This is a genomic window from Nonomuraea sp. MTCD27 (assembly GCF_041950495.1).
Lineage (GTDB): Bacteria > Actinomycetota > Actinomycetes > Streptosporangiales > Streptosporangiaceae > Nonomuraea.
In genome coordinates this window covers 17,964-39,754 of record NZ_JBGNUW010000039.1, presented here as the reverse complement: position 1 = coordinate 39,754, position 21,791 = coordinate 17,964, and the positions used below count along the sequence as shown (strand labels likewise).

The 21,791-nt window shown below is 71.1% G+C and carries 23 protein-coding genes and 1 pseudogene; 17 read left to right on the top strand and 7 right to left on the bottom strand.

Annotation, left to right across the window (positions count from 1 at the left end):
• Positions 1 to 278: 278 nt before the first annotated feature.
• Both ACBJ59_RS58875 and ACBJ59_RS58870 read left to right on the top strand, forming a co-directional pair.
• Positions 279 to 1,001, top strand: a complete 723-nt coding sequence (locus ACBJ59_RS58875; protein ID WP_375118687.1) for a maleylpyruvate isomerase family mycothiol-dependent enzyme — start codon at positions 279 to 281, stop codon at positions 999 to 1,001.
• 180 nt (positions 1,002 to 1,181) lie between these two features.
• Complete coding sequence (locus tag ACBJ59_RS58870) at positions 1,182 to 2,105, top strand: alpha/beta fold hydrolase (protein ID WP_375118686.1); 924 nt, start codon at positions 1,182 to 1,184, stop codon at positions 2,103 to 2,105.
• A 137-nt stretch (positions 2,106 to 2,242) separates the two neighbouring features.
• Here ACBJ59_RS58870 and ACBJ59_RS58865 read toward each other — a convergent pair whose 3' ends face one another.
• From ACBJ59_RS58865 to ACBJ59_RS58855, 3 genes and pseudogenes are all read right to left on the bottom strand, one after another.
• Complete coding sequence (locus tag ACBJ59_RS58865; RefSeq protein WP_375118685.1) at positions 2,243 to 3,082, bottom strand: DUF2993 domain-containing protein; 840 nt, start codon at positions 3,080 to 3,082, stop codon at positions 2,243 to 2,245.
• Between the two features lie 58 nt (positions 3,083 to 3,140).
• Positions 3,141 to 3,791, bottom strand: coding sequence for a hypothetical protein (locus ACBJ59_RS58860; protein WP_375118725.1), 651 nt, complete (start codon positions 3,789 to 3,791; stop codon positions 3,141 to 3,143).
• 155 nt (positions 3,792 to 3,946) lie between these two features.
• Positions 3,947 to 4,336: pseudogene (locus tag ACBJ59_RS58855) on the bottom strand (SDR family oxidoreductase); the annotation flags it as partial.
• Between the two features lie 384 nt (positions 4,337 to 4,720).
• Here ACBJ59_RS58855 and ACBJ59_RS58850 point away from each other — a divergent pair.
• Positions 4,721 to 4,918 (top strand): hypothetical protein, encoded by a 198-nt coding sequence (locus ACBJ59_RS58850; RefSeq protein WP_375118684.1) that lies wholly within the window; start codon positions 4,721 to 4,723, stop codon positions 4,916 to 4,918.
• 165 nt (positions 4,919 to 5,083) lie between these two features.
• Here ACBJ59_RS58850 and ACBJ59_RS58845 read toward each other — a convergent pair whose 3' ends face one another.
• Complete coding sequence (locus ACBJ59_RS58845) at positions 5,084 to 5,857, bottom strand: IclR family transcriptional regulator (protein WP_375118683.1); 774 nt, start codon at positions 5,855 to 5,857, stop codon at positions 5,084 to 5,086.
• A gap of 126 nt (positions 5,858 to 5,983) precedes the next feature.
• Between ACBJ59_RS58845 and ACBJ59_RS58840 the strand changes: the two genes are divergently transcribed.
• The 10 genes from ACBJ59_RS58840 (at position 5,984) to ACBJ59_RS58795 (ending at position 14,939) form a co-directional block, all read left to right on the top strand.
• Positions 5,984 to 6,958, top strand: coding sequence for an ABC transporter substrate-binding protein (locus ACBJ59_RS58840; RefSeq protein ID WP_375118682.1), 975 nt, complete (start codon positions 5,984 to 5,986; stop codon positions 6,956 to 6,958).
• The gene (locus tag ACBJ59_RS58835; protein WP_375118681.1) at positions 6,951 to 7,940 is read left to right on the top strand and encodes an ABC transporter substrate-binding protein; all 990 of its coding nucleotides are present in this window, start codon (positions 6,951 to 6,953) and stop codon (positions 7,938 to 7,940) included. The genes ACBJ59_RS58840 and ACBJ59_RS58835 overlap by 8 nt, the downstream gene beginning before the upstream one ends.
• Positions 7,937 to 8,779: an ABC transporter permease gene (locus ACBJ59_RS58830; protein ID WP_375118680.1), complete on the top strand. Its 843-nt coding sequence runs from the start codon at positions 7,937 to 7,939 to the stop codon at positions 8,777 to 8,779. The genes ACBJ59_RS58835 and ACBJ59_RS58830 overlap by 4 nt, the downstream gene beginning before the upstream one ends.
• A gap of 8 nt (positions 8,780 to 8,787) precedes the next feature.
• Positions 8,788 to 9,486 carry an ABC transporter ATP-binding protein gene (locus tag ACBJ59_RS58825; RefSeq protein WP_375118679.1) on the top strand — a complete coding sequence of 233 codons (699 nt, stop codon included), beginning with the start codon at positions 8,788 to 8,790 and terminating at the stop codon, positions 9,484 to 9,486.
• The gene (locus ACBJ59_RS58820) at positions 9,483 to 10,931 is read left to right on the top strand and encodes a hypothetical protein (RefSeq protein WP_375118678.1); all 1,449 of its coding nucleotides are present in this window, start codon (positions 9,483 to 9,485) and stop codon (positions 10,929 to 10,931) included. The genes ACBJ59_RS58825 and ACBJ59_RS58820 overlap by 4 nt, the downstream gene beginning before the upstream one ends.
• A gap of 1 nt (position 10,932) precedes the next feature.
• Positions 10,933 to 11,430: an NADPH-dependent FMN reductase gene (gene ssuE / locus ACBJ59_RS58815; RefSeq protein ID WP_375118677.1), complete on the top strand. Its 498-nt coding sequence runs from the start codon at positions 10,933 to 10,935 to the stop codon at positions 11,428 to 11,430.
• Positions 11,427 to 12,218 carry an LLM class flavin-dependent oxidoreductase gene (locus ACBJ59_RS58810; protein ID WP_375118676.1) on the top strand — a complete coding sequence of 264 codons (792 nt, stop codon included), beginning with the start codon at positions 11,427 to 11,429 and terminating at the stop codon, positions 12,216 to 12,218. The genes ssuE and ACBJ59_RS58810 overlap by 4 nt, the downstream gene beginning before the upstream one ends.
• The gene (locus tag ACBJ59_RS58805) at positions 12,208 to 13,320 is read left to right on the top strand and encodes an LLM class flavin-dependent oxidoreductase (protein ID WP_375118675.1); all 1,113 of its coding nucleotides are present in this window, start codon (positions 12,208 to 12,210) and stop codon (positions 13,318 to 13,320) included. The genes ACBJ59_RS58810 and ACBJ59_RS58805 overlap by 11 nt, the downstream gene beginning before the upstream one ends.
• Positions 13,317 to 14,198: an ABC transporter substrate-binding protein gene (locus ACBJ59_RS58800; RefSeq protein ID WP_375118674.1), complete on the top strand. Its 882-nt coding sequence runs from the start codon at positions 13,317 to 13,319 to the stop codon at positions 14,196 to 14,198. Before ACBJ59_RS58805 ends, ACBJ59_RS58800 begins: the two co-directional genes overlap by 4 nt.
• Before the next feature lie 138 nt (positions 14,199 to 14,336).
• Positions 14,337 to 14,939, top strand: coding sequence for a hypothetical protein (locus ACBJ59_RS58795; protein WP_375118673.1), 603 nt, complete (start codon positions 14,337 to 14,339; stop codon positions 14,937 to 14,939).
• Positions 14,940 to 15,720: 781 nt separating this feature from the next.
• On the opposite strand, the gene ACBJ59_RS58790 is transcribed toward ACBJ59_RS58795, so the two are convergent.
• Positions 15,721 to 16,284 carry a hemerythrin domain-containing protein gene (locus ACBJ59_RS58790; RefSeq protein ID WP_375118672.1) on the bottom strand — a complete coding sequence of 188 codons (564 nt, stop codon included), beginning with the start codon at positions 16,282 to 16,284 and terminating at the stop codon, positions 15,721 to 15,723.
• Between the two features lie 242 nt (positions 16,285 to 16,526).
• Complete coding sequence (locus tag ACBJ59_RS58785; protein ID WP_375118671.1) at positions 16,527 to 16,763, bottom strand: sigma-70 family RNA polymerase sigma factor; 237 nt, start codon at positions 16,761 to 16,763, stop codon at positions 16,527 to 16,529.
• A gap of 135 nt (positions 16,764 to 16,898) precedes the next feature.
• Here ACBJ59_RS58785 and ACBJ59_RS58780 point away from each other — a divergent pair, with 135 nt between their 5' ends.
• From ACBJ59_RS58780 to ACBJ59_RS58770, 3 genes are all read left to right on the top strand, one after another.
• Positions 16,899 to 17,516, top strand: coding sequence for a DUF6461 domain-containing protein (locus ACBJ59_RS58780; RefSeq protein ID WP_375118670.1), 618 nt, complete (start codon positions 16,899 to 16,901; stop codon positions 17,514 to 17,516).
• A gap of 152 nt (positions 17,517 to 17,668) precedes the next feature.
• Positions 17,669 to 18,253 (top strand): TetR/AcrR family transcriptional regulator, encoded by a 585-nt coding sequence (locus ACBJ59_RS58775; protein WP_364135528.1) that lies wholly within the window; start codon positions 17,669 to 17,671, stop codon positions 18,251 to 18,253.
• Complete coding sequence (locus ACBJ59_RS58770; RefSeq protein ID WP_375118669.1) at positions 18,250 to 19,746, top strand: MFS transporter; 1,497 nt, start codon at positions 18,250 to 18,252, stop codon at positions 19,744 to 19,746. Before ACBJ59_RS58775 ends, ACBJ59_RS58770 begins: the two co-directional genes overlap by 4 nt.
• Positions 19,747 to 19,844: 98 nt before the next feature.
• On the opposite strand, the gene ACBJ59_RS58765 is transcribed toward ACBJ59_RS58770, so the two are convergent.
• On the bottom strand, positions 19,845 to 20,210 hold the full coding sequence (locus ACBJ59_RS58765; protein ID WP_375118668.1) for a winged helix-turn-helix transcriptional regulator: 366 nt from the start codon (positions 20,208 to 20,210) through the stop codon (positions 19,845 to 19,847).
• Between the two features lie 58 nt (positions 20,211 to 20,268).
• Between ACBJ59_RS58765 and ACBJ59_RS58760 the strand changes: the two genes are divergently transcribed.
• Positions 20,269 to 21,138: an NmrA family NAD(P)-binding protein gene (locus ACBJ59_RS58760; RefSeq protein WP_375118667.1), complete on the top strand. Its 870-nt coding sequence runs from the start codon at positions 20,269 to 20,271 to the stop codon at positions 21,136 to 21,138.
• Positions 21,139 to 21,791: the final 653 nt, after the last annotated feature.

Sequence of the window (21,791 nt, the reverse complement as noted above, 5' to 3'; positions counted from 1 at the left end):
GGCTCCTGCGATCGTGATGCGGCCGCGCCGAGCACCAGGCCGGGCCGAGACCCGGCGTACCGAAGAGTCGCACTGTCCGTGGATGACGCCCGGGGTGCTTGACCTTGACGACCGTGTAAACGAGTAGCCTCGCTGGCTGCCATGGATGTGAAACCGGCGACGGACCCTGCGACAAGCCGCTTCACCGGCGTCGGGATCCAGGCCGGCCACTAGGAAAGGTGTCCTCTGCCCTCGTGACTCGTCTGACTTTTGAGCAGTACTGCGATGCGGTCCAAGCCGTGGACACGCGCTTCGTCGAATTGGTGGCGGGCGCCGATCCGGACACGCCGCTGCCCACCTGTCCCGGCTGGACGCTCGCTGACCTGATCAAGCATCACGGCACCACCCACCGATGGATGGAGCACCTGGTACGCCGTCGCGCGACCGAGCGCGTCTGGTCCCGGGACGTACCGCTCGACCTGCCTGCCGACACGGCGGCCTACCCGGCCTGGCTGGCGCGCAGTGTCGAGCTGTCGCTGCGCACGCTTCGCGGCGCCGACCCCGATACCCCGACCTGGACCCACGGAGCCGACCAGCATGTGCGGTTCTTCCCGCGTCGCCTGCTGTATGAGGCAGTCGTCCATCTCGCCGACGCCGAGCTCGCTCTGGACCGCACTCCGCATATCGCCCCCGGCATCGCCGCCGACGGATTCGACGAGTTCCTTGAGAACCTGCCGTACTACTCGTGGGTCGCCGAACGCGTGAGCCGGCTGGATCGCGACGGCGAGAGGCTGCGGTTCTCCTCCACCGACACCGACGACAGCTGGCTGATCACGCTCGGGAACGGCTGCACCTGGGAAACCGGTCACGATGATGCTCCCGCGACGGTCGCCGCGCACGGGTCGTCGGGCGATCTCCTGCTGCTGATCTACGGGCGCCTGAAGCCCGGCGACGCCGATCGCTTCCTCGTGACCGGGAACGGCGACCTGCTCACTTCATGGCTGGCCGCCACTGCGCTATGAGATCGATGTCTGTCCGAGGCATTCGATGAACGCCGTGCGCGTCGGCGCCGACAAGGCGGCCGAGCCGTTCAACGCCACCCCCGAACGCGCGACCCCACGGTCCGCAACGCTGACCCATCCCCGCACTGCCGCCTGGCCGTCAGGCAACGCATCACGCGGCACAACACCGAAGGAGACATCATGATGAGTGAAGCACTGTCCGACGCGGAGCTGGCGCGCTCTCTTCACGGCGGATTCGTCAGCAGGCACGCCGAGGTCAACGGAACACGGCTCCACTACGTGACGGGCGGACAGGGCGAGCCCCTGGTCCTGCTGGGCGGATGGCCGCAGACGTGGTGGGAGTTCCACAAGATCATGCCGTCGCTCGCCGAACGCCACCGCGTGATCGCCGTCGACCTGCGCGGCATGGGCGGCTCGGACAAGCCCGCCCACGGCTACGACAAGAAGACGATGGCCGCCGACATCCTCGAACTCGTCCGCCTCCTGGGATACGACCGGGTGGACATCGCCGGCCACGACATCGGCGGCATGGTCGCCTACGCCTTCGCCGCCAACCACCCGGCCCACGTCCGGCGCGTCGCGCTGCTGGACATCGCCCACCCCGACGAGCGCTTCTACGCCTACTCGCTGCTCCCCCGCCCCGGGCGCCAGCAGGTGGACGGCGACATCCACGCAGGCCCCGGCCGGTTCCTGTGGTGGTTCGCGTTCAACCAGGTGCCCGGCCTGCCGGAACGCCTGCTCGCCGACCGTTCCCGAGACCTGATCGACTGGATGTGCGACTACCTGGTCGAAGATCCCTCCTCCATCGGCGACCGCGACCGCGACATCTACGCCCACGCCTACTCCACCCCGGACGCCGTCCGCGCGGGCAACGCCTGGTACCGGGCTTTCGGGCAGGACATCGCCGACGAGAAGACGTACGGAAAGGTCACCGCCCCGCTGCTCGGCCTGGGCAGCGGAGAAGGAGGACACCTGCTCCTCCAAGCGGTGCTGCCGGACAAGGGCACCGACGTCGAGGTCGTGCCCGTGCCCGGCAGCGGCCACTACATCCCCGAGGAGCAGCCGGAGCTCGTCATCGAGCACCTGACCCGCTTCTTCGCCTGACACCTCACCGGGACGGCAGGCTTCGGCGCTCCCTGTCCACCAGGCCGAGGACAGCACGAACAATCCCACCCTGCTCCCCGGTTCCGGCATGCAGATGTGGCGCCTGGAGCGCTACCGGCCAGCGTCAACGCCGCCACTCACCGCAAACCCGGCAGCTGGGGGGGTCGAGGAACGCGGACCGCCATTAGCGGTACGGGCTGTTCGAGCAGGTCAAGGCGGCGCACGACCCAACAGTGTCGAGTCACCTCTCGACCCGAACCTGGCGGACATGGTCCAGCCCGCTGCCGCAATCTGGAGAGTTTCCCGCGGATCGTTCGTCCACGAATCGGCACGTCAAATGCTTCGGCGAAGAGCTCCAGTCCTTCCGGCAGACTCCTGACCCCGGTCAGCTTCACATCGAAGGGCAGATTGCACGGGATCGGATAGGAGATCAGCTGTACGACCTGGTCCGGCAAGGGCACGCCATGAATCTTCTCGGCCTGGAGCCTGATCTTCCCGTCGGTCACCTCAACCCGCAGCTCGGCATTGAACTGCACCTTGTTCGCCCCGATCGTGACCTCCCCCGAGGCCGTGAGCCGTCGCCCGTTACCGCCGATCTTCACCCCACTCGGCGCGAACTCGTCGATCGTCGCCCTGGACAGGGTGCCGCTGCCGCTCACGCGACCGGCCTGGACACGGCCTTGGTTCCGCAGGACGTCGGCCAGGGGCGCCGTCACGTCATACGCGGCGCCCCGCACGTTCCTGACCTGCACGCTGCCGTAGCTGAAGGTGCCGAGATCGAACCGCACCTCTGGATAGCGCCCCGACACGGCCTGCGTGAGAAGCGGGATGCCCTCGATCGACACGGCCGACGTGCCGGAAAGGCTGGGAACGGCGGCGATTCTGTTCGCCAGGTCACGCTCGACGCTCGCCACGGCGGCCCGGTCGACGATGAGGAGGACGACGAGCGCCATCAGGAAAACGATCACCTTGCGCATGGGGCACTCCGCACGCGTCGGCAGCCGCGTAAGTCCTCGGCCGCCGTTCCGGCATCGCTCATCCGTCGATCTCGGCCCGCTGCGCGAGCGACCTGGAACGGAAGGCGGCGACCAGGAACCCGGCCGATCCCAGCCCCAACAATCCGACCCCCCACAACCCGACCATCATGAGCTGGGGAAACATCGCCAGCATGACCGGCGAGAGCACCACCACGCTCCGGCGCCCCACCGCAGACCGTGCGGCCACTCCGCAGACCACCGCACTCAGCCCGAGCGGGAGCAGTTCGGGCGGCACTCCGGCCTCCCACAGGGCACTCCCCAACTGCCCTGTCACGACGATTACCGCCAGAGCCGCCCCGGACCAGGCCAGGATTCGTCCGCGCCCCACCAGTGACAGCCCTCGCCGCGGCTGCGACACCCCCGTCAGCGCCGCCGCCACCAGCACGAAAGAGCTGACGATGCCGCTAGTCGCCACCGTCGCACCCAAGGAGCCCCATCCGTAGACGCCTGTGGACAACATCGACGCGGCGACCATGCCGACGCTGCACAGGATCGCCCAGATCCACGCGACCACCGCGGCAGGCCGGCGGCGACCGGTCCAGGCCAGAAAGATGACCAGGATGCCGAGCAGGAGCGGCGCACCGCCGATGCCGAACTGAAGCTGGCAGGTGAGCAACACGATGGGGCCGACCACCGCGACGACGCGCATCGCATCCCGCCACCGCTCCGCGGACTCCGGCCCGACCGCCCAGCGCACGCGGATCGCGGCGGCCCCCTTGGCGAGGTCGAGGACGTCACGCGGCTCCGGACGACGGCCCGCAGCCCGGCGACGGAGGCGGTCACGACGATGGCGCCACCTCCGGCCTCCCGCAGGGCGGGGACGGCGGCCCTGATGCCCAGCATCGGCCCGCGCAGGTTGACCGCGAAGATCCGCTCGGCCGCGGCGACCGCGCGCGGGTCCTCCCACGGCAGCGTGCCGCCGGTCCCGGCGTTGAGCACGACGCCGTCCAGCCGCCCGTACGTCTGAACGGCCAGATTCACGGCGGCCTGGTTGACCGCCTCCTCCGCCACGTCCCCCGCCAGCGTCACCACCCCCGCCAGGTCGCGCAGCGCGGCTAGGGCGTTGCCGTCGAGATCGACCGCCACGATGCGGGCCCCCTGGTCGAGCAGCAGGTCCACAGCGGCGCGGCCGATCCCGGACGCCGCTCCCGTGACGAGCACCGCGGCGCCCGCAGCCAGATCGAGCTCGCTCATGCCTCGACGGTAGGAGGAGGATCAACAATAAGTCAATATTACCTACTTGCTATACATGAAATTCCGCGCTCCTTGCGGCCCCGATACAGGCCGGGCTAGATTCCCTACTATGCCTACGGGGAAGGTCACTAATATGACGCTCCCCGACCCGGCTCTCGCGGGAGGGAGGGATCGGACCGGCGGGATCGCCCTCAACGGCGCGGGCGAGGACACCGGACCGGAGGGCTACTCGGGGTCGGGCCGGTCGACGACCGGCAGGATCGTCACGGGGCCTGAACAGGCCACGGCGGCGCGGTGCCACCATGCGGCACCACGCAGAACGCGCCAGGCTGGAGCGCCCGCCCTACCCGGCCCCGTCCCACGCCCCACAGCGGCGCCGCACGCGTGCCGGGCGCGAAGGAGATCGGCGCCTCGTTCAAGCGGTACGAGAGCAAGGACCCGACCGTCATCGCCCAGAACCTCGACGCCGCCGTCAGGGCGAAGCCCACCGTGATCGTCGGCGTCGGCTTCCCCTTCGACGCCCCGTTCTCTACCGTTCCCAGGCAACACCCGGGGCAGAAGTTCCTCCAGGCCGGCTCCTGAGCCAGGGATCTCCCAGTGACCGGCCGGGACGGCAAGTCACGCCGTAGGACCCGGAAGCGGCCCGCCCGCGACGGGCGGCAGCCGGACCCCAGCTGGCGGGCCTGCACGCTTGACCGACTCGCCGCGGCCTCGAACGGCTCCATGGGGCGTGACCCCCCGGCGGCCTCAGACGGGGGAGCGGAGCCGGCGCTCGGCCGGTGGGATCAGCAGTACCTCCAGCGCGCGGGCGCAGGCCCGCGCGTGCGTGACGAACCAGCCGATCCGCGTGTCGCTGATGACCAGCGGTGTGGAACGCACGGCCAGCGCGTAGCGTACGTGGTTCTGCCGGTCGAGCACCGGCACCGCGACGGTGCGGATGCCGTCGCCCGACTCCTCGTCGTTGAGCGCGTACCCGGACTCGCGCACGCGGGCCAGCTCGGCGCGCAGTTCGGCGTGGTCCACGATGGTGCGGCCGGTCAGTGCCCGCAGCGGCCCGAGCGCCTCCAGATCGACGCATCCCTCCGGGTCCCAGGCCAGCAGCACCTTGCCCAGCGCCGTGGAGTGCAGGGGGCGGCGCAGGCCGACGCCGCTGTCGGGGTTGAGCGAGCCGCCGCTCAGGATGACCGCGTGCCGGTCGTTGCGGACGGCCAGGTCCACGGTGGCGGAGGTGATCCGGGCCAGCTCGGCCAGCTCGGGGGCGATGCGGTGCAGGCCGCGCCGGTGAAAGGAGAGCTGCCCCAGCTCGGTGATCGACGGCCCCAGCCGGTAGCGGCCGGTGCGTGCCTCCTGCTCCAGAAAGCCCGCGCCGGTCAGCGTTCTGGCCAGGCGGTGCGTGGTCGAGGTGGACAGCCCCATCCTGCGCGACAGGTCGGACAGGCTGAGCGCGGCATCGCCGCCGCCGAAGCAGCCGAGCATGCCGATCGCTCTGCGCACTGACTGGACGCCGCCGTCTGCTGCCATGCGGGAAACTCCGTCTTCCGAGTAGGGAGATCCGGGACCAGGTGAGAGCCGGTCAGGCCGGGAACGCTTCCCGCATCGCGGGATATTCTTTGCATTTCCTACCAAATTACTAGCAAACTCTGCTCCATGACCACAGCCGCACTCGACGCCATCTGGTTCACCCGCTGTCCCGTGCCCACCGCGACGGGCATCGCGGCCGACCAGGGCTGGCTGGCGAGAGAGTTCGCCGATGACGGGATCGAGGTCCGCTCGCTGCAGGACGACAGCCCCGGCGTGCCCCGCGAAACCCACTACACCCACGCCCTGACCGGCCTGTTCCGCGAGGGCGGCAACGTACCGGCGCTGTGGGCACGCTCCCGTGGCGAGGCGACCAGGCTCGTCGGTCTCACCTGGATCGAGGAGCGGCAGGTCGTGCTGGTTCGCGGCGGCACCGCCCTGGAGAGCCCCGAGCAGCTCAAGGGCTTGCGACTGGCGGCGCCCCGGCATCGCATCGCCATCGACTTCTGGCGGGCCATGGCCCTGCACGGCTTCCACGGCGCGCTGTCTCTGGCCGGGCTCGGGCTCGGTGACGCTGAACTGGTGGACGTCGAGGCCGAGCCCGGCGGCGGTCAGTGGGAGGCGGAGCTGGCCGCGCTGGCCGCCGGCCGGGTGGACGCGGTCTACGTCAAGGGCGCGCTCGCCGTGGAGGCCGCCCTGCGCCATGGCGCGGAGGTGGGCATCGACCTGGACGCCGTGCCGGACCGGCGCGCCCGGATCAACAACGGCACCCCCCGTCCGATCACCGTGCACCAGCGCCTGCTGGACGAGCATCCGGAGGTGGTGGCCCGCTTCCTGGCCGTGCTGCTGCGCGCCGCGGACTGGGCCGCCGGGCACCCGGCCGAGGTGGCCAGGATCCTGGGAGCGGAGACCGGCGCCGGCGCGGCCGGCGTGGCCGCGGCCTATGTCCCCGGCGCCTCGCTCCACCTCGACCTGTCCGCCGAACGCCTCGACCTGCTGGCCGAGCAGGAGCGCTTCCTGCGCGGCCACGGCTTCCTCGAATCGCCTGTGGACGTCGCGGCCTGGGCCGACCATGCCCCGCTTCAAGGAGTCACCCATGCGTAAGCTGCTGCTAGCCCTTCCTCTCACCCTCCTGGCCGCGGCCTGCGGCGGCGGAACCGGCTCCACCACCGCGCAGGAGCAGGTGATCGTCCGGATCTCCGACCCCGGCAACAGCGGCTTCCTGGCCGTCGCGAAGAAGGACGGCAGCCTGGACGCAGCCCTGGCCAAGGTCAATGCCAAGGTCAAGTGGGCCGGCGACTTCTCCGTGTTCGCCCCGGCCGCCCAGGCCATCAACGCGGGCTCGCTCGACATCGCCACCGGCTCGATCACCTCCGGCGTCACCGCGCTGGCCGTCAAGCCCAGCTTCAAGATCTTCGCCACCGTCCCCCCCGACCTGGCCGGGGAGGGCATCGTGGTGAAGAACGGCTCGCCGATCAGATCCGTGGCCGATCTGGCCGGGCGCAGCGTGGCCGTCGGGCACGGCGGCACCAGCGAGTATCTGCTGCTCAAGGCGTTGCAGACGTTCAACGTGCCGGTGGAGAAGGTCAAGCGGGTCTACCTGCAGCCGCCGCAGACCGCGCCGGTCTTCGGCTCGGGCGAGGTGGATGCCTGGTCCACGTTCTCCACCTTCCTCATCCCCGCCGTCACCGACCTGGACGCCCGGATCCTGGCCGACGGCGAGGCGATCAAGTCCGACAACTACGTGATCTACGTGGCCGCCAACAAGCTGCTGCAGGAGCATCCCGAGGTGGTCAAGGCCCTGTTCGAGTTCATCAAGGAGGGCAGCGCCAAGGAGATCGCCGATCCCGCCGCCTATGTGAACGTCTTCACCCGGACGGGCCCGCAAGCCGTGCAGGGCAAGCAGAAGGACCTGGTGGTCGACATCCAGAAGAAGGGCAAGCCCGCCCAGGCGGTCACCGCCGCCGAGATCGCGAAATATCAGGACGTGGCGGAGTTCTTCCTCGACCAGAAGGTGCTCACCGCGCCGCTGGACGTCTCCCAGCACGTCGTGGACGTGACCACGCTCGGAGACGCGAAGTCATGAGCGTGGCCACCACCCGTACGGAGGCCGGTGTCGAAGGGCTGGTCGCGCCCGAGCCGCCGCGCTCGGCCGGCCGCCACCCGGCCGCCACGTTCGCGCTGCGCGCCATCGGCCCCGTCCTGCTGCTCACCGCCTGGTACGCGGCCACCGCCACCGGCGCCCTGACCGAGGATGTGCTCGCCGGCCCGCAGGACGTCGCCAAGACCTTCGCCGAGCTGTGGACCGACGGCCAGCTCCCCGAAGCGCTGCGCGTGTCGGTCACCAGGGCCGGGCTCGGCCTGCTGCTGGGCGCTTCCACCGGGCTGGCGCTGGGCGTCGTCTCCGGTTTCACCCGGCTCGGCGAGGAGCTCGTGGACTCCTCGATGCAGGCTCTGCGCGCCATCCCGTTCCTGGCGCTGACCTCGCTGTTCATCGTGTGGTTCGGGATCGAGGAGGCGTCCAAGATCCTGCTGATCGGGGTGGCCTGCACGTTCCCCATGTACATCAACGTCTCCAGCGGGGTGCGCAACGTGGACCGCAAGGTCGTCGAGGCCGCCCGCTCGTTCGGTCTCGGCCGGCTGGCCATCGCCCGCGAGGTCGTGCTGCCGGGGGCGCTGCCGTCCATCTTCGCCGGGCTGCGGCTGTCCACCACGCTCAGCGTGATCGCGCTCATCGCCGCCGAGGAGATCAACGTGACGGCCGGGCTCGGCTACCTCATGGCCCGGGCCACCGACTACCTGCGCACCGACATCCTCGCGCTGTGCGTGCTGCTGTACGCGGTGATCGGGCTGATCGCCGACCTGACCCTGCGGCTGGCCGAGCGGGTCACGATGCCCTGGCGCAGGGCGGTGACGATCCGATGAGTCTCGCTGTGCGGACGACAGGCCTGCGCAAGGTCTTCGGGGAGCGGGCCGTGCTCGACGGGGTGGACCTGGACGTGCGGCGCGGGGAGTTCCTGGCGCTGCTCGGGGCGAGCGGCACCGGCAAGACCACGCTCCTGCGCATCCTGGCCGGGCTGGACGCGGCCAGCGGCGGGAGCGTGCTGGTGCCACCGGTGCGCACGGTCGTCTTCCAGGAGCCGCGGCTCGTCCCGTCCAAGCGCGCCCTCGCCAACGTGATCATCGGGCAGGGCCGCGCCGCCCGCGCCAAGGGCCTGGCGGCCCTGGCCGAGGTGGGGCTGAGCAGCCACGCCGACGCCTGGCCCGCGACGCTCTCCGGCGGCGAGGCCCAGCGGGTCGCGCTGGCCAGAGCCCTGGTACGCGAGCCGGAGCTGCTCCTGCTCGACGAGCCGTTCGCCGCGCTGGACGCCCTGACCCGGCTGCACATGCAGGACCTGATCGCCGAGCTGTGCGCCCGGCACCGCCCGGCCGTGGTGTTGGTCACGCACGACGTGGAGGAAGCGATCCTGCTCGCCGACCGGATCGCGGTGCTGCGTGAGGGCAGGTTCGTCACGGACGTGCGGGTCGGACTCGACCGGCCGCGCGGCCGCACCGATCCCGACTTCGTCGAACTGCGCCGCCGGCTCCTCGCCGACCTGGGCGTGGACGCTCACGCGGGAGCGACGCCATGACGACCACGGATTGGATCCGCGAGAACGCCGCAGCGCTGACCGGGCTCGCCGACCGGATCTGGGCCTACGCCGAGCCGTCGCTGCGCGAATGGCGCTCCGCGCTGGCCACCGCCGAACTGCTGCGCGCGCACGGCTTCACGATCGCGTGGGGCACGGCCGGCCTGCCCGCCGCATTCGTCGCCACCCACGGCGAGCGCGGGCCCGTGCTGGGGTTCAACGTCGAGTACGACGCCCTGCCGGGCCTGTCGCAGCGGGCCGGCGTCGCCCGGCACGAGCCGGTCGCGTTCGAGGGCGACGAGTACGCGCCCGCCTACGGCCCCGGCCACGGGTGCGGCCACAACACTCTGGCGGCGGCGTCGGCAGGCGCGGCCATCGCCGCCGCCAGGGCCCTCGGGAACCGGGCCACGATCAAGGTGTTCGCCTCCACCGGCGAGGAACAACTCGTCGGCAAGGCGTACGCGATGCGCGACGGCGCCTACGACGGGCTGGACGCCTTCCTCGACTGGCACCCCTCCCCCGTCACCGGCACCGGCTGGGGCGTCACCAGCGCCCTGTACTCGGCCACGTTCTCCTTCCTCGGCTCTCCCGGCCACGGCTCGAGCCCGCTGGGCACCCGCAGCGGCCTGGACGGCGCGCTGCTGCTGGCGGACATGATCGAGCGCCTGCGTGCCGGCAACGTCTCCCCTTCCGGCCGCGTCAGCTACACGATCAGCGGCGGTGGCGCCCCCAACGTCACCCCCGACCTGCAGACGGTGTGGGTCTACGTCCGCGAGTCCGCGCACACCGCCGCCAGGACCCTCTACGACAAGGTCGTGACCTGCGCCCACGCCGCCGCTGCCGGCAGCGGAACCCGGCTGGAGCACCGCCTGGTCACCGCCATCAGGCAGGGGCTCGGCAACCGGGCGGGCGCGGAGCTGCTGCACCACACGATGAGCGAGCTGGGACCGCCCGCGTTCACCGATGCCGACCACGAGTTCGCGCTGCGGCTGCAGGCCGCGATCGGCCGGCCGCCCGCCGGCCTGGCGACCGAGATCCTGCCGCTGCGGCCGCCCGCCGGGCCGGACCTCGGCGTGCCGTCCAGCGACACCTCCGAGGTGAGCTGGACGGCGCCGCACCTCAGCCTGGTCGCGGCCGTGGTGCCGCTCGGGGTGCCCTTGCACTCGTGGGCGGCCACCGCCGCGACCGGCACCTCGATCGCGCACGCCGGGCTGCTGGCCGCCGCCCGCTACCTGGCCTCGGCGGTTGTCACGCTGGTCGAGCAGCCCGAGACGCTGGCGGCGGTCAAACAGGAGTTCGAGGCCCGCGAACGGGAGCCCGGGCCGCTGCCGGCCGACGCCGAGCCGCCGTACCACCTGCCGCCACCCGAGTTCCTCGACGAGACGGGCCAGTCACCGCGACCTTCCCGGACGCCGCCCGTTTCCGCTGAACCCCTAGGAAAGATCTGACATGTCCGTCCTGCTCATCTCCGGCAGCCCATCGGCCGCCTCCCGCACCGTACGTCTGCTCGACCACCTGGCCGGGCGGCTGGGCCGGCCGGCCACGGTCCTGCGCCTTCGCGATCTGCCCGCAGAGGCCCTGCTGCACGGTGACACCACCCATCCCGGGCTGGCGCGGGCCACGGAGCAGGTGGCCGCGGCCGGTGCGATCATCGTCGCCACCCCGATCTACAAGGCGTCCTACACCGGGCTGCTGAAGGCGTTCCTGGACGTGCTGCCGCAGGGCGCGTTCGCTGGCAAAACCGTGGTGCCGGTGGCCACCGGGGGCACCGCGGCCCACCTGCTGGCCGTGGATTATGCCCTGCGGCCGGTGCTGAGCGTGCTCGGCGCGCGGCACGTCACGCGCGGCCTGTTCGTGGTGGACACCCAGATCGAGCCGCTGGCGCGGGAACTGCTCCCGCGCATCGACGCCCTGCTGGAAGAGGTTCCGCTGGAGGCGGCGGCATGACGACGCACAGCACCGCGCGCTTTCACGTGGTCCTGCCCACCAGGAGCCCCGCCCCCGCCGGATTGCCGGCTTTCGTCACCGATGTGCGGCCGGTGCTCGCCGATCCCGCCGGGCGGACCGCCGTGGCCGCGGACCTGTCCGGGTGGGCGGGCGCGCTCGTGCCCTTCGACCCGGACGGGCAGGAGTCCCTCACCGTCGCCGCCGGCGCCCTGCGCCGCACCCGCCACCTGCGTGTCGTCGCCGAGTTCCACCCGGCCGTGGCCACCCCGGTCTACGCGGCCAAACTGTCGGCATCCCTGCAGCGATTCGCCGCCGGACGGCTCGGCTGGCGGCTCGCCGTGGACCTGGACCCGGCCGTGGCCAGGGCGCAGGGCGACTTCCTGACCGGCGCGGCCCGGTTCGCCCGCGCCGACGAGTTCCTGACCGTGGCCAGGGGCGTCTGGGGCGGCGGAAGCCCGTTGGACTTCAAACGCGCCTTCTACGAGGTGGTCAAGGGCGGCTTCGGAGCGCCGCTGTCGTCCTCGCCCTTCCCCGAGGTGCACCTGTCGGGAACCTCGCCCGATGCCCTGGAGCTGTCGCGCCGCCACGCGGACGTGCACGTCTTCTCCGCCGGCGACGACCTGGCCGCGCTCATCCCCGAACTGCCGGGCCTGCGCTACGGCGTGCACCTGTCCTCGATCGACGCCGCCGACGAGTACGTCGCGCTCGGGGTCACCGAGTTCTTCCTCCAGACCGAGGACGTCTACCACCTCGGCGAACACGTGAAGGAGCGGGCTCTTGACCGTTGACATCTACTGGCGCATCCACATGGAGGGCGACCAGCCCTCGCTGCGCCGCCGCGTCCGCAGCCGCGGTGGTTTCGCCGCCGGCGGCACCGCCCCGGGCACCAGGGACGGCCGGGACGACGGCTACAGCCACGCCGACTACATGGCCGAGGTCGCCAGAGCCGCCGAGGACAGCGGCTTCGTCGGCGGGCTGCTGCCGAACTTCCCGCACACCGACGACCCGTGGGCCGCCGCCGCGACGCTGGCCCACGAGACCACCTCGTACCGCTTCATGGTGGCCTTCCAGCCCGGGTTCCTGCACCCCGTCCAGGCCGCCCGGATGACGGCCACGCTGCAACGGGCCACCGGCGGCCGGATCGTCTACAACGTCATCTCCGGCGGCGGCGGTCCCGCGCAACTCTGGTGGGGCGACAAGGTGGACCACGACGACCGCTACGCGCGGACCTCGGAGTTCCTGGACGTGCTCAAGGGCGTCTGGCAGGGCGAGCCCACCCGCGGTCACACTCACCGGGGCCGCTTCTATCAGGTGGAGAACGCGGGACTGCCGGAGGAACTGGCCGGCCAGCCGTTCCCGGAGATCTTCTTCTCCGGCTCCTCCCCCGCCGCCATCGACGCCGCCGGCCGGCACGCCGACTACTACCTGTCGTGGCTGGAGCCGTTCGAAGCGCTGGCGGAGAAGTTCGACGTCGTGCGCGCGCACAGTGCCGCGCCGCCCCGCTTCGCCGTGCGGGTGGACCTGCTGGCCCGCGAGAGCGAGCAGGAGGCGTGGGCGGAGATCGAGGAGGGCTGGCAGGCCAGGCCGCGCGAGCGCGACCTCAGTGAGGGCGACTCCGTCGGCGTGCGACGCAGCCGCGCCTTTCTCGCCGGAGCCGGTGACGACCCCCGCGCCCTGGAGGTCGCTCCCAACGTGTGGGGCGGGTTCAGCCAGTTGCGCGACGGCCCCGCCTTCGGCCTGGTCGGCGACTACCACCAGGTCGCCGAACGCCTCGACCAGCTCCTGGACCTCGGCGTGGACGCCTTCATCCTGGCCGGGATCCCCCATCTCGAAGAGGCCCGCCGCGTGGGCCGCCACGTTTTGCCACTACTGAAAGGACGTACCTCATGACCACCAAAGTCGGCTTCTTCCCGCAGAACAACACGCTCTGGGTGGCCCGCAACCGTGACCTGGTGCACGGCGTCGAGTGGGTGGACCTGAACGCCCTCGGCCGGGGCGAGCGCGTCGATCCGACCAAGTCGCTCCCGTCCGCGCACGGCGACCACCTGTTCGACGGCGGCTACGACTTCATCGGCACCGGCTCCACTCCCCCGGTCACCGCCCAGGCCAAGGGCCACGACATCGTGTACGTGGCGATCTCCGGCCCACGCGTCGAGAACGGCCGCCTGGTGGTGCGGGACGACTCGCCGATCGGCTCCGTGGCGGAGCTGAAGGGCAAGCGGGTGGCGCTCGGGCACGGCTCATGGCAGACCACGCTGCTGCTGCTGGCACTGGAACAGGCCGGGCTCGGCTGGGGCGACATCGTCCCCGTGGACGCCTACGGCAACGCCGCCGAGCTGCTGGTGAACGGCGACGTGGACGCCTGGGTGGGCTCCTACCCGTACCTGACGCCGGTCGAGTCGCGCACCCGCACGCTCGTGGAGACCGACGGCCTGTTCAGCCACCGCTCGCTCTGGTTCACCCGCCGCGACTTCGCGCGCGAGCGGCCCGAGGAGCTGGCCAGGATCGTCACCGCGCTGCAGCAGGCGGACCGCTGGACAGAGGAGCACCCGCGCGAGGCCGCGGCCCTGTTCGACGGCGACCTCGACGCGTGGGAGCACGCGCTGCGCACCCGCCCATGGGGGCTGCACCCGGTCAGCGAGGAGTTCGTGGCCGAGCAGCAGCACGCCGCCGACCTGTTCCACACCAACGGGCTCATCCAGAAGGAGATCACGGTCGCGGACGCCGTGCTTCCCGAGATCGGCGAGCTGGTGGCGGAAACCCGGTGATCCCGGCGTGCCGCTGCCCACGCGCCCTCCTGCAGCGTGGCCGCTGGGTCACCAGGTGCTTGTCTCCACGGTGACGGCCGGAACCAGCTCGTTGCGCAGTGCCTCCAGGAACGTGACAATTTCGGCGGCGACCGAGCGGTGCTGCAGGTCGTTGAGCAGTCGTGGTGGGCGCCGCGCACGACGGTGAGCCGTGCCTTCGGCAGCGTCTTGGCCGCCCGCGCGATCGCGTCCTGGTCCGCCAGCGGGTCGGCGTCCCCGACCAGCAGCAGGTGCAGGATCCCGGCAGCACTCGCGTATGCCGCGTCCAGCAGGTCCTGGGGCACGGCGCCGGCCAGTGCGCCGCGCCGGGACACCCTCATTGTCGTCTACGGCGACGCGGACGCACCCGCGCATCAGGCGATCAACGTCCTGCGACAGCTCGGCTACTCCCGGGTGCACGCGCTGCTGGGCGGGCTCGACGGCTGGATCGTCTCCGGCGGCGAGATCTTCCAGGACGTCAACGTGCCCAGCAAGGCGTTCGGCGAGCTGGTCGAGTCGATCAGCCACACACCCTCCCTGATCGCACAGCACGTGCAGGCACTCATCGACTCCGGCGAGCCTCCCGTCATCGTCGACGCGCGCCGCTTCGACGAGTTCCACACCATGAGCATCCCCACCGCCACCAGCATTGCGCCTGCCGAAAACTCCATCCATGCAGTTCAAGCCGCGTGTGTGGTGCCGGATCAAGACCCGCCTGGTTGAGGATCTCCCGTGCCGTGGACGGTGCGACCACGATGCCGAGGGTGGTGAGCTCTGCGTGGATCCGCCGGTAACCCCAGTTGGGGTTCTCTCGGATCAGGCGCAGGATGAGGGCGCGGATGGAGTGGACGGTGGGTGGGCGCGCGTGCGGGCCGCTTCGGGCGGACGAGGAGTCGCAGTCGGCGCAGGACCTCGCGCGGCAGCGAGGTGAGGAGGGCGGCAAGAAAGGCTCGGTCCTCGGGTGCGAGTCTCACTCTGGTGTCGGCGCCGAGTTGGCGTTCAAGGACGGTGATCTGGTGACGCAGAGCAAGTATCTCCACGTCCTGGTCCCGATCTCCCCTGGGCAGTAACCGCAGTGCGGCGAACGTGTTCGTGACAGTGAGGTAGGCCAGGCGGGTCGTACGTGCAGTGGGACCCGTACCGGATGTTGCTCCTGGGCGCGGTGCCGTTCTGGCTGCGCTCCTACTGTCGGATCCACCTCAATCTGTTCTCCCAGGGGCGCGGTCACCCGGCGTCGTCCCGATCGAACGCTGGGAAGAGCTGATCAGCAGGCATGTGGCGGACACCGCCGAGATCATTGGGGTGAGCACCCCCGCCGACGCGGGACGACATCGCGCGCTTCCTCCACGAGAACGCCAGGCCGTACGCACTCAGCCGGCATTGAGTGTCTGGCCTGGTGGGTGTCGGCGTGAACGGAGCCGCCACGTCCGAGAAGCCGCTCGGTTCCGCAGTAGGGCTCGAGAAGGAAAAGCGCGTGACTACTGGCGACGCCGACGGGACGAGCTCAGGAGCGTCCGCGGCCGGTCAGCGCGTCACGGATGCGATCCACCAGCCCGGTCCCGGGAGCCAGCAACTTGTTGCCGGGCGGGGTGTCGGGCGCGGACGGGTGGGGACGGGTCGGCGCCACCTTCTTGGCCCGCTGCACCTTGCCGCCCAAGTCCACCAGTTGCTCCTGTGAGCAGGCCTGCCGCAGCCGAGGGAAGAGATCGTTCTCCTCTTCCTGGATGTGGTGGCGAATCTCCCGCATCAACCGTTCCATCGTAGGCCAGAACTCCGCGTCGCCCGGCTCCAGCCGCTCCAACTGCTTCATCGTCTCCTCGGCCTCGGCGTGCTCGGCGATCTCCTCGTCAACCAGCGCGTCACCGCCCTCGATGTGCTTCCGCGCGGCCGGGTACAGGTACGCCTCTTCGGCGACCGAGTGCCGTACCAGCTCGATGACCACCTTCTCGGCCAGCGTCTTGGCCCGCTCGCCGCCATCGCCGCTCATCTGCTCCAGCTCGGTGAACATCTCCTCCACCTCGCGATGGTCGGTCACGAGTACCGCGATCACGTCCTGCTGCTCAACCATCTCAAGGGCCCCTTTCCTGATGAGACATCGGCGGCACGGCTACCGGCCGGGGCCAGTACGGTGACCACGGCCCAGCCTCGGCGCCTTCCATCACATTCCCGGTGATGACGGCTGAAACATGCAGGATTTCGCCATGTTCCTGGTGACGGGGAGCAAGGATCGCGCTCCTGGGGTTGACCGCCTCGCCGTCCATTGCCTCTCAGGCACAGTCCGATCAGCCGTGGTGGAGCTGTCTGTTCGTGTTATTGCGCGGTCAGGGCCTGGCGTATCTGGGTGAGGACGGCTCGCAGGATCCGCGAGACATGCATCTGGGAGATGCCGAGCTCGCCGGCGATCTCCGCCTGGGATCGGTCTGCGCTGAAGCGCAGCAGCAGGGTGTGCTTCCCTCGGGGTGGGAGAGCGTCGATGAGCGGCTTGACGGCGCGGGCGTCGATCAGGGCGTCCATGAAGTGGCCGGGATCGGGGATACTCGGAGGCACTTTCCAGGCTCCCCTGGCGAATCTGTGGCGTCTCCCGACCGAGCGACACAACGTCGATCAGGAACGTCGGTGCTCGCCGCTAGCGTGACGTCCACGCCATCGAACACACCTACCACCGATCGAGCGAGGCCATCCGTGACACGTGCGACAGCGCAGGATTACCTGTGGTGGGAGGAATTCCGTGGCGGCCTTGGCCTCTCGGGGTTCTGTTTCACCCTCGTTGCTGGTCTGCAGCCCGCGGAGGTGTTGGAGCGCCTCGCGGTCAAACCGGACGAAGCCTTGCGGGCAGAGGGCTACATCGAGGTGGGCCCCTCTGAGGGTGGCTCGGTCATCGTCGAGCCTGCAGGCTATATGGGGATCATGCGCGACGCGGTTCACCCACTGTCTGCGGCTACTGTACTGGCCAGCGTTCACAACAACGTCGATCAGCACGCCAGGTTCATCTACGCCGTCGATGGAAAGGTGATCACTGGTCTCGACCCGATGTTCCCCGATGAGGCGCGCTGGGGTGCCGAACCGGACCGGCTCCTGCCACATCTGGAAGACCTCGGGCTTGTCGATGAGTTCGATGAGGATGACGAGGAATGGCAAGCGCCCCGTGGGCGGTTCGTCGAGGCGGCGTTGGCGCTGGCCGAACGTTGTACCGGCATCCGGCTGACTCCTGAGCGGGTACGCGGCCCGCTGCCCAATGCGGCTTCCGTCGCGCACCTGTATGAAGTCCGGGACGGGCATGCTCCCGCGCTGGCCTGCTGATAGCACCTATCTGCGGCTCCAGGGCGCGCTCACGGTTCGAAGGCGGCTGCGACCGCGGGTGCCGGCGCGCTGCAGCCGCACGCGGATCTGAAGAGCGATGGCCTCAGGGCATGGCGTAGACACCGTCTACTCGGCACTGGTAGACAGTGTCTATGCATGAGGAGGACGCCGGGCTGCGTGCCCGCCTGATAGAGGTCGGCGTGGAGCTGGTGACCCGCGAGGGGACGCAGGCGCTGTCACTGCGTGAGATCGCCCGGCGGGCCGGAGTCTCGCACGGCGCGCCGCGCCGCTACTTCCCCACCCACCTGGAGCTGCTCTCCGCCATCGCCCGCGAGGGGTTCGCGGCTCTGGGCGCCGAGGTCGCCCGGGCGCTGGGCGACGGCCGGGCGGATCCGCGCGCGCAGCTGACGACGCTGGGCCGGGCATATCTCGGCTTCGCGCTGGCCAACCGCGGCATGTACGAGCTGATGTTCCGCCACGACCTGCTCGAGAGCAACCATCTGGGCCTGCGGGAAGCCAGCCTGCCGCTGTTCCACGTCGTGACGGATCTGCTGACCCGGGCGGGCCTGCGGCCGGGCGTGGACCCGCGGATCGCCGCGGGCGTGCTGTGGGCGAACGCGCACGGCATCGCCCAGCTGTGGGCCTGGGGCAGCCTGCAACTGACCACCGGATCGGCCGAGCTCGAACCGCTGCTGCGGGCCACCCTGGAGGCACACCTCGGGCCGGAACCGCGGTGAGGCCGGGACACCACCGCCACCTGACTCTGGCCGCCAGCGTCACGGGGGCGGTCATCGTCGCCCTCGACGGAACCGTGCTCACCATCGCCCAGCCCGCCCTGCAACGGGACCTGCACGCCTCGTTCGCACAGGTCCAGTGGACCAGCACCGGCTACCTCATCGCCGTGGCCGCCCTGCTCGTCCTCGCAGGCAGGCTCGGCGACCGCTACGGTCACCGGGAGGTCTTCGCCGCCGGGACCCTGGGCTTCGCCGCCACCTCGGCCGCTATCGCGCTGGCGCCCGGCATCGGCTGGGTCGTCGGCCTGCGCATCGCCCAGGGACTTTTCGGCGCGCTGCTGCAACCGGCCACCCTCGGGATGCTGCGCGCCGCGTTCCCGGCCGACCGGCTCGCGATGGCCATCGCGGTACGCAGCGGCGCCATCGGCCTGGCGGCCGCCGCCGGCCCGCTCGTCGGCGGCGCGCTGACCGCCCACTTCGGCTGGCGCTCGGTGTTCCTCCTGAACGTCGCTCCCGCGCTCGCGATCGGCGTGGCCGCTCTGGCCGTCCGCATGCCGGCACCGCGCGACACCGGCGCGGTCGGCACCGGCGCGGTCGGTACCGGCGCGGTCGGTACCGGCGCGGTCGGTACCGGCGCGGAAGCCGGTGCCGGTGCCGGTGCCGGTGCCGGTGGCCGCACTGCCCGGCTCGGCCTGACGGGCGCCTGCCTGCTGGCCGCGGCCCTGGCGTGCCTGGTCAACACCCTGGTGGAGGTACCGCGTACGGGATGGACCGTGGGCACCGCGCTCGGGCTGACCGCGGCCGTCGCGGCGGGCGGCGCATTCGTCCAGCACCAGCGGGTCGCCGCCCACCCGCTGATACCCCGGCATGTGCTCGCGTCGGGGGCGCTGACCGCGGCACTGGCCGTCCTGCTGGCGGCCTCCGCGGCGATGTTCGGGGCATTGTTCGTCGGCAGCTATTTCCTGCAGGAGGTCCTGGCGCTGGACCCGCTGCAGAGCGGGCTGCGCGTGCTGCCGCTCGCGGTGATGATGGTGGTCGGCGCGCCGGTCGCCGCCGTGCTGCTGCGCCGGCAGGGTCCCCGCCGGACGGCCCTGGCCGCGATGGCCCTGCTCAGCTCGGGAATGCTGCTGCTGGCCGGCGTGGATCGATCGGCGGCCTCACCGGCGATGGCGGTGGCGTTCCTCATGCTGGGCGCCGGCTTCGGCACGGTGATGGTCACGGCGACGGCCGTCGTCGTGCAACAGGCGTCCGCCGACGACGCGGGGGTGTCCGGCGGGCTGAAGCAGACCATCATGAACATCGGTCCCGCGCTGGGCATCGCCCTGGCCACCACGTCGATCACGCTGATCGCGCCCGGCCTGGCCGGTGAGGCGGGATCGCGGTGGACGCCCGCGGCCTTCGGCGGCGCGATGGGGCCCACGCTGCTGCTTCTCGCGGCCGTCGCCGCGCTCGGCGTCCCGGCGGCGGCCAGGCTGCCCTCCCGCGCTGCCGCGTGACCTGCAGGGAAATCATGGAGGCCGGTGGCCGCGCAGGACCGGGAGCCCGGTCCCGCAGTTGAGGTGTGGCTGGACAGCCGACGCGGGTCATGGCCGCATCACCTCTGGGGGTCATCGATGAGCGGGTGCTCTTCGCCCCACACGAGCATGGCGTACAGGATGCCGCTGAGGCTCTGTCCCTGCTCGGTGAGCTCGTAGACGACCCGCGGCGGCACCTCCGCGTGCACCGTACGGGTGAGGATCCGCTGGTTCTCCAGCGCGCGCAGCCGGTCGGTGAGGGTCTTGGCGCTGGGGTCCCCCAGGGCCGAGCGCAGCTCGCCGAACCGCTTGGGGCCGGTCAGCAGCTCCCGGATGATCAACGTCGTCCACTTGCCGTCGAGGACCTTGAGCGTGCGCTCGACGCCGCAACCCCGCTGAGAGGCGGCGGCCAGGCGAGCGGCGACGTCCACCGCATCGGTTTCCATACGGAAACAATATTTCGTTCTAGGTACTACTTCATTTGGGAAACTAATGTGCCGCTCCATGAGCAGATCAACCGTTGTCGTCCATGGAGCGACCGGCACCCAGGGAAGTCCCGTCGTCCGCCGTCTCCTCGCCGCAGGCCACCGTGTGCGTGCCGCCGTCCGCGACACCTCCGCGCGCGGCCTGCCCGCGGGCACCGAGGCGGTCTTCGCGGATCTGTCGGTTCCCGCGTCCCTGACCGACGCCTACGCCGGGGCCGATGCGGTCGTCGTGCAGCTGCCGCTGGTCTTCGCCGCCGAGGCGGCCGTACCGCAGGCCGAGGCGGTGCTCGCCGCGCTCAAGGGTTCCAGGGTGTCGCGGGCGGTGTTCAACACGGGCGGCCCACCGGCCCTCGAGCCCACGGGGGTGCCCTTCGTGGATGCCCGGGCGCTGCTGGCCGCCGAGCTGCAGGGGGTCGTGGACGTCGCCACCGTGGTCGGGCCGGCGTTCACGTACATGGAGAATCTGGCGGCCCCCTGGTCGCTGCCGCGCGTGGCCGCCGGGGAGATCGCCTACCCGCTGCCGGCGGAGCTGCCGGTACCCTGGCTCGCGGCCGGCGACCTGGCGGGCGTCATCGCCGGGCTCGTCACCGATCCGGCCCCGCCACCGCTACGGATCGTGGCCGGCCCGCAGGCGCTGACCGGCGACCAGGTGGCCGCGGAGCTCACCGCGGCGCTGGGGCGCGAGGTGCGGTGGCGGACCGTCGAACCGGACGAGTACGCCCGGATGCTGGGCCCGTTCACCGGCGAGGAGGCCGCCGCGGGCGTCGCCGCCGCCTACACTCCGCCCTCGCCGGGAACGCCGCCGCCTCCTGCCCCGGACCCGGCGGTGATCAGGACCGGGACGACGACCGTGCGTGAATGGGCCACGCGCCAGGACTGGCGTGTCTGAGCCTTGGTGGTCAGCCAGGTCAGACGAGTGACCCGGCCTCAGCGGGCGGCGGCCGGGGACCTGAGTCTCATCGGGAAGCAGGGCGAACGCGTGCGGCCTGATGATCGGCCGTGCTCCTTCGCCTGGACTGTCACACCGTCACGAACACTTTCCCCGCGTCGCCGGCGCACTCGCCCCCCAGTTCGGCGAGCGCGGTGCCGATCTCGGCCAGCGGCCGAGCCGGTCGATGGCGCGATCAATCGCGAAGGCGTGGGCGCGGTGGGTGTGGGGGTGGGGGTGGGCCGTGCGCTGGGTGGCCAGGAAGGCGTCGGGGGCCGCGGCGAGAGTGACGTGTCCGCCGCGCAGAGCGGCGACCTTCGGCACAGCGCTCAAGCCGGCCGCCGCGCGACGTCGGTGGTGATGTACCGGACAACGTACCGGAGTCGAGCACCGCGGCGGCGAGGAGCTCTCGTGGTCGCCGGGCCGGGCCGCCGTGATCGCTCATGTACGGGATAACCGGCCGTCATCACGTACTGGGCTTGAGCTCGCCAGAGCCGGTCGACGTCGGTCTGCGTCGACGCCGGTGCCCGACCACTACAGCCGGACCGGCTCGATTTTTCCGCGGCCGGGCAGGTGCTCGCCGGTCAGCCGGATGATGGCGCCTTCGATGAGCG

Coding starts and splice junctions, on each gene's coding strand:
- ACBJ59_RS58870 (WP_375118686.1), top strand. CDS start 1,182: ATGATGAGTGAAGCACTGTCCGACGCGGAGCTGGCGCGCTCTCTTCAC.
- ACBJ59_RS58865 (WP_375118685.1), bottom strand. CDS start 3,082: ATGCGCAAGGTGATCGTTTTCCTGATGGCGCTCGTCGTCCTCCTCATC.
- ACBJ59_RS58860 (WP_375118725.1), bottom strand. CDS start 3,791: ATGCGCGTCGTCGCGGTGGTCGGCCCCATCGTGTTGCTCACCTGCCAG.
- ACBJ59_RS58845 (WP_375118683.1), bottom strand. CDS start 5,857: ATGGCAGCAGACGGCGGCGTCCAGTCAGTGCGCAGAGCGATCGGCATG.
- ACBJ59_RS58840 (WP_375118682.1), top strand. CDS start 5,984: ATGACCACAGCCGCACTCGACGCCATCTGGTTCACCCGCTGTCCCGTG.
- ACBJ59_RS58835 (WP_375118681.1), top strand. CDS start 6,951: ATGCGTAAGCTGCTGCTAGCCCTTCCTCTCACCCTCCTGGCCGCGGCC.
- ACBJ59_RS58830 (WP_375118680.1), top strand. CDS start 7,937: ATGAGCGTGGCCACCACCCGTACGGAGGCCGGTGTCGAAGGGCTGGTC.
- ACBJ59_RS58820 (WP_375118678.1), top strand. CDS start 9,483: ATGACGACCACGGATTGGATCCGCGAGAACGCCGCAGCGCTGACCGGG.
- ssuE (WP_375118677.1), top strand. CDS start 10,933: ATGTCCGTCCTGCTCATCTCCGGCAGCCCATCGGCCGCCTCCCGCACC.
- ACBJ59_RS58810 (WP_375118676.1), top strand. CDS start 11,427: ATGACGACGCACAGCACCGCGCGCTTTCACGTGGTCCTGCCCACCAGG.
- ACBJ59_RS58800 (WP_375118674.1), top strand. CDS start 13,317: ATGACCACCAAAGTCGGCTTCTTCCCGCAGAACAACACGCTCTGGGTG.
- ACBJ59_RS58790 (WP_375118672.1), bottom strand. CDS start 16,284: ATGGTTGAGCAGCAGGACGTGATCGCGGTACTCGTGACCGACCATCGC.
- ACBJ59_RS58775 (WP_364135528.1), top strand. CDS start 17,669: ATGCATGAGGAGGACGCCGGGCTGCGTGCCCGCCTGATAGAGGTCGGC.
- ACBJ59_RS58765 (WP_375118668.1), bottom strand. CDS start 20,210: ATGGAAACCGATGCGGTGGACGTCGCCGCTCGCCTGGCCGCCGCCTCT.
- ACBJ59_RS58760 (WP_375118667.1), top strand. CDS start 20,269: ATGAGCAGATCAACCGTTGTCGTCCATGGAGCGACCGGCACCCAGGGA.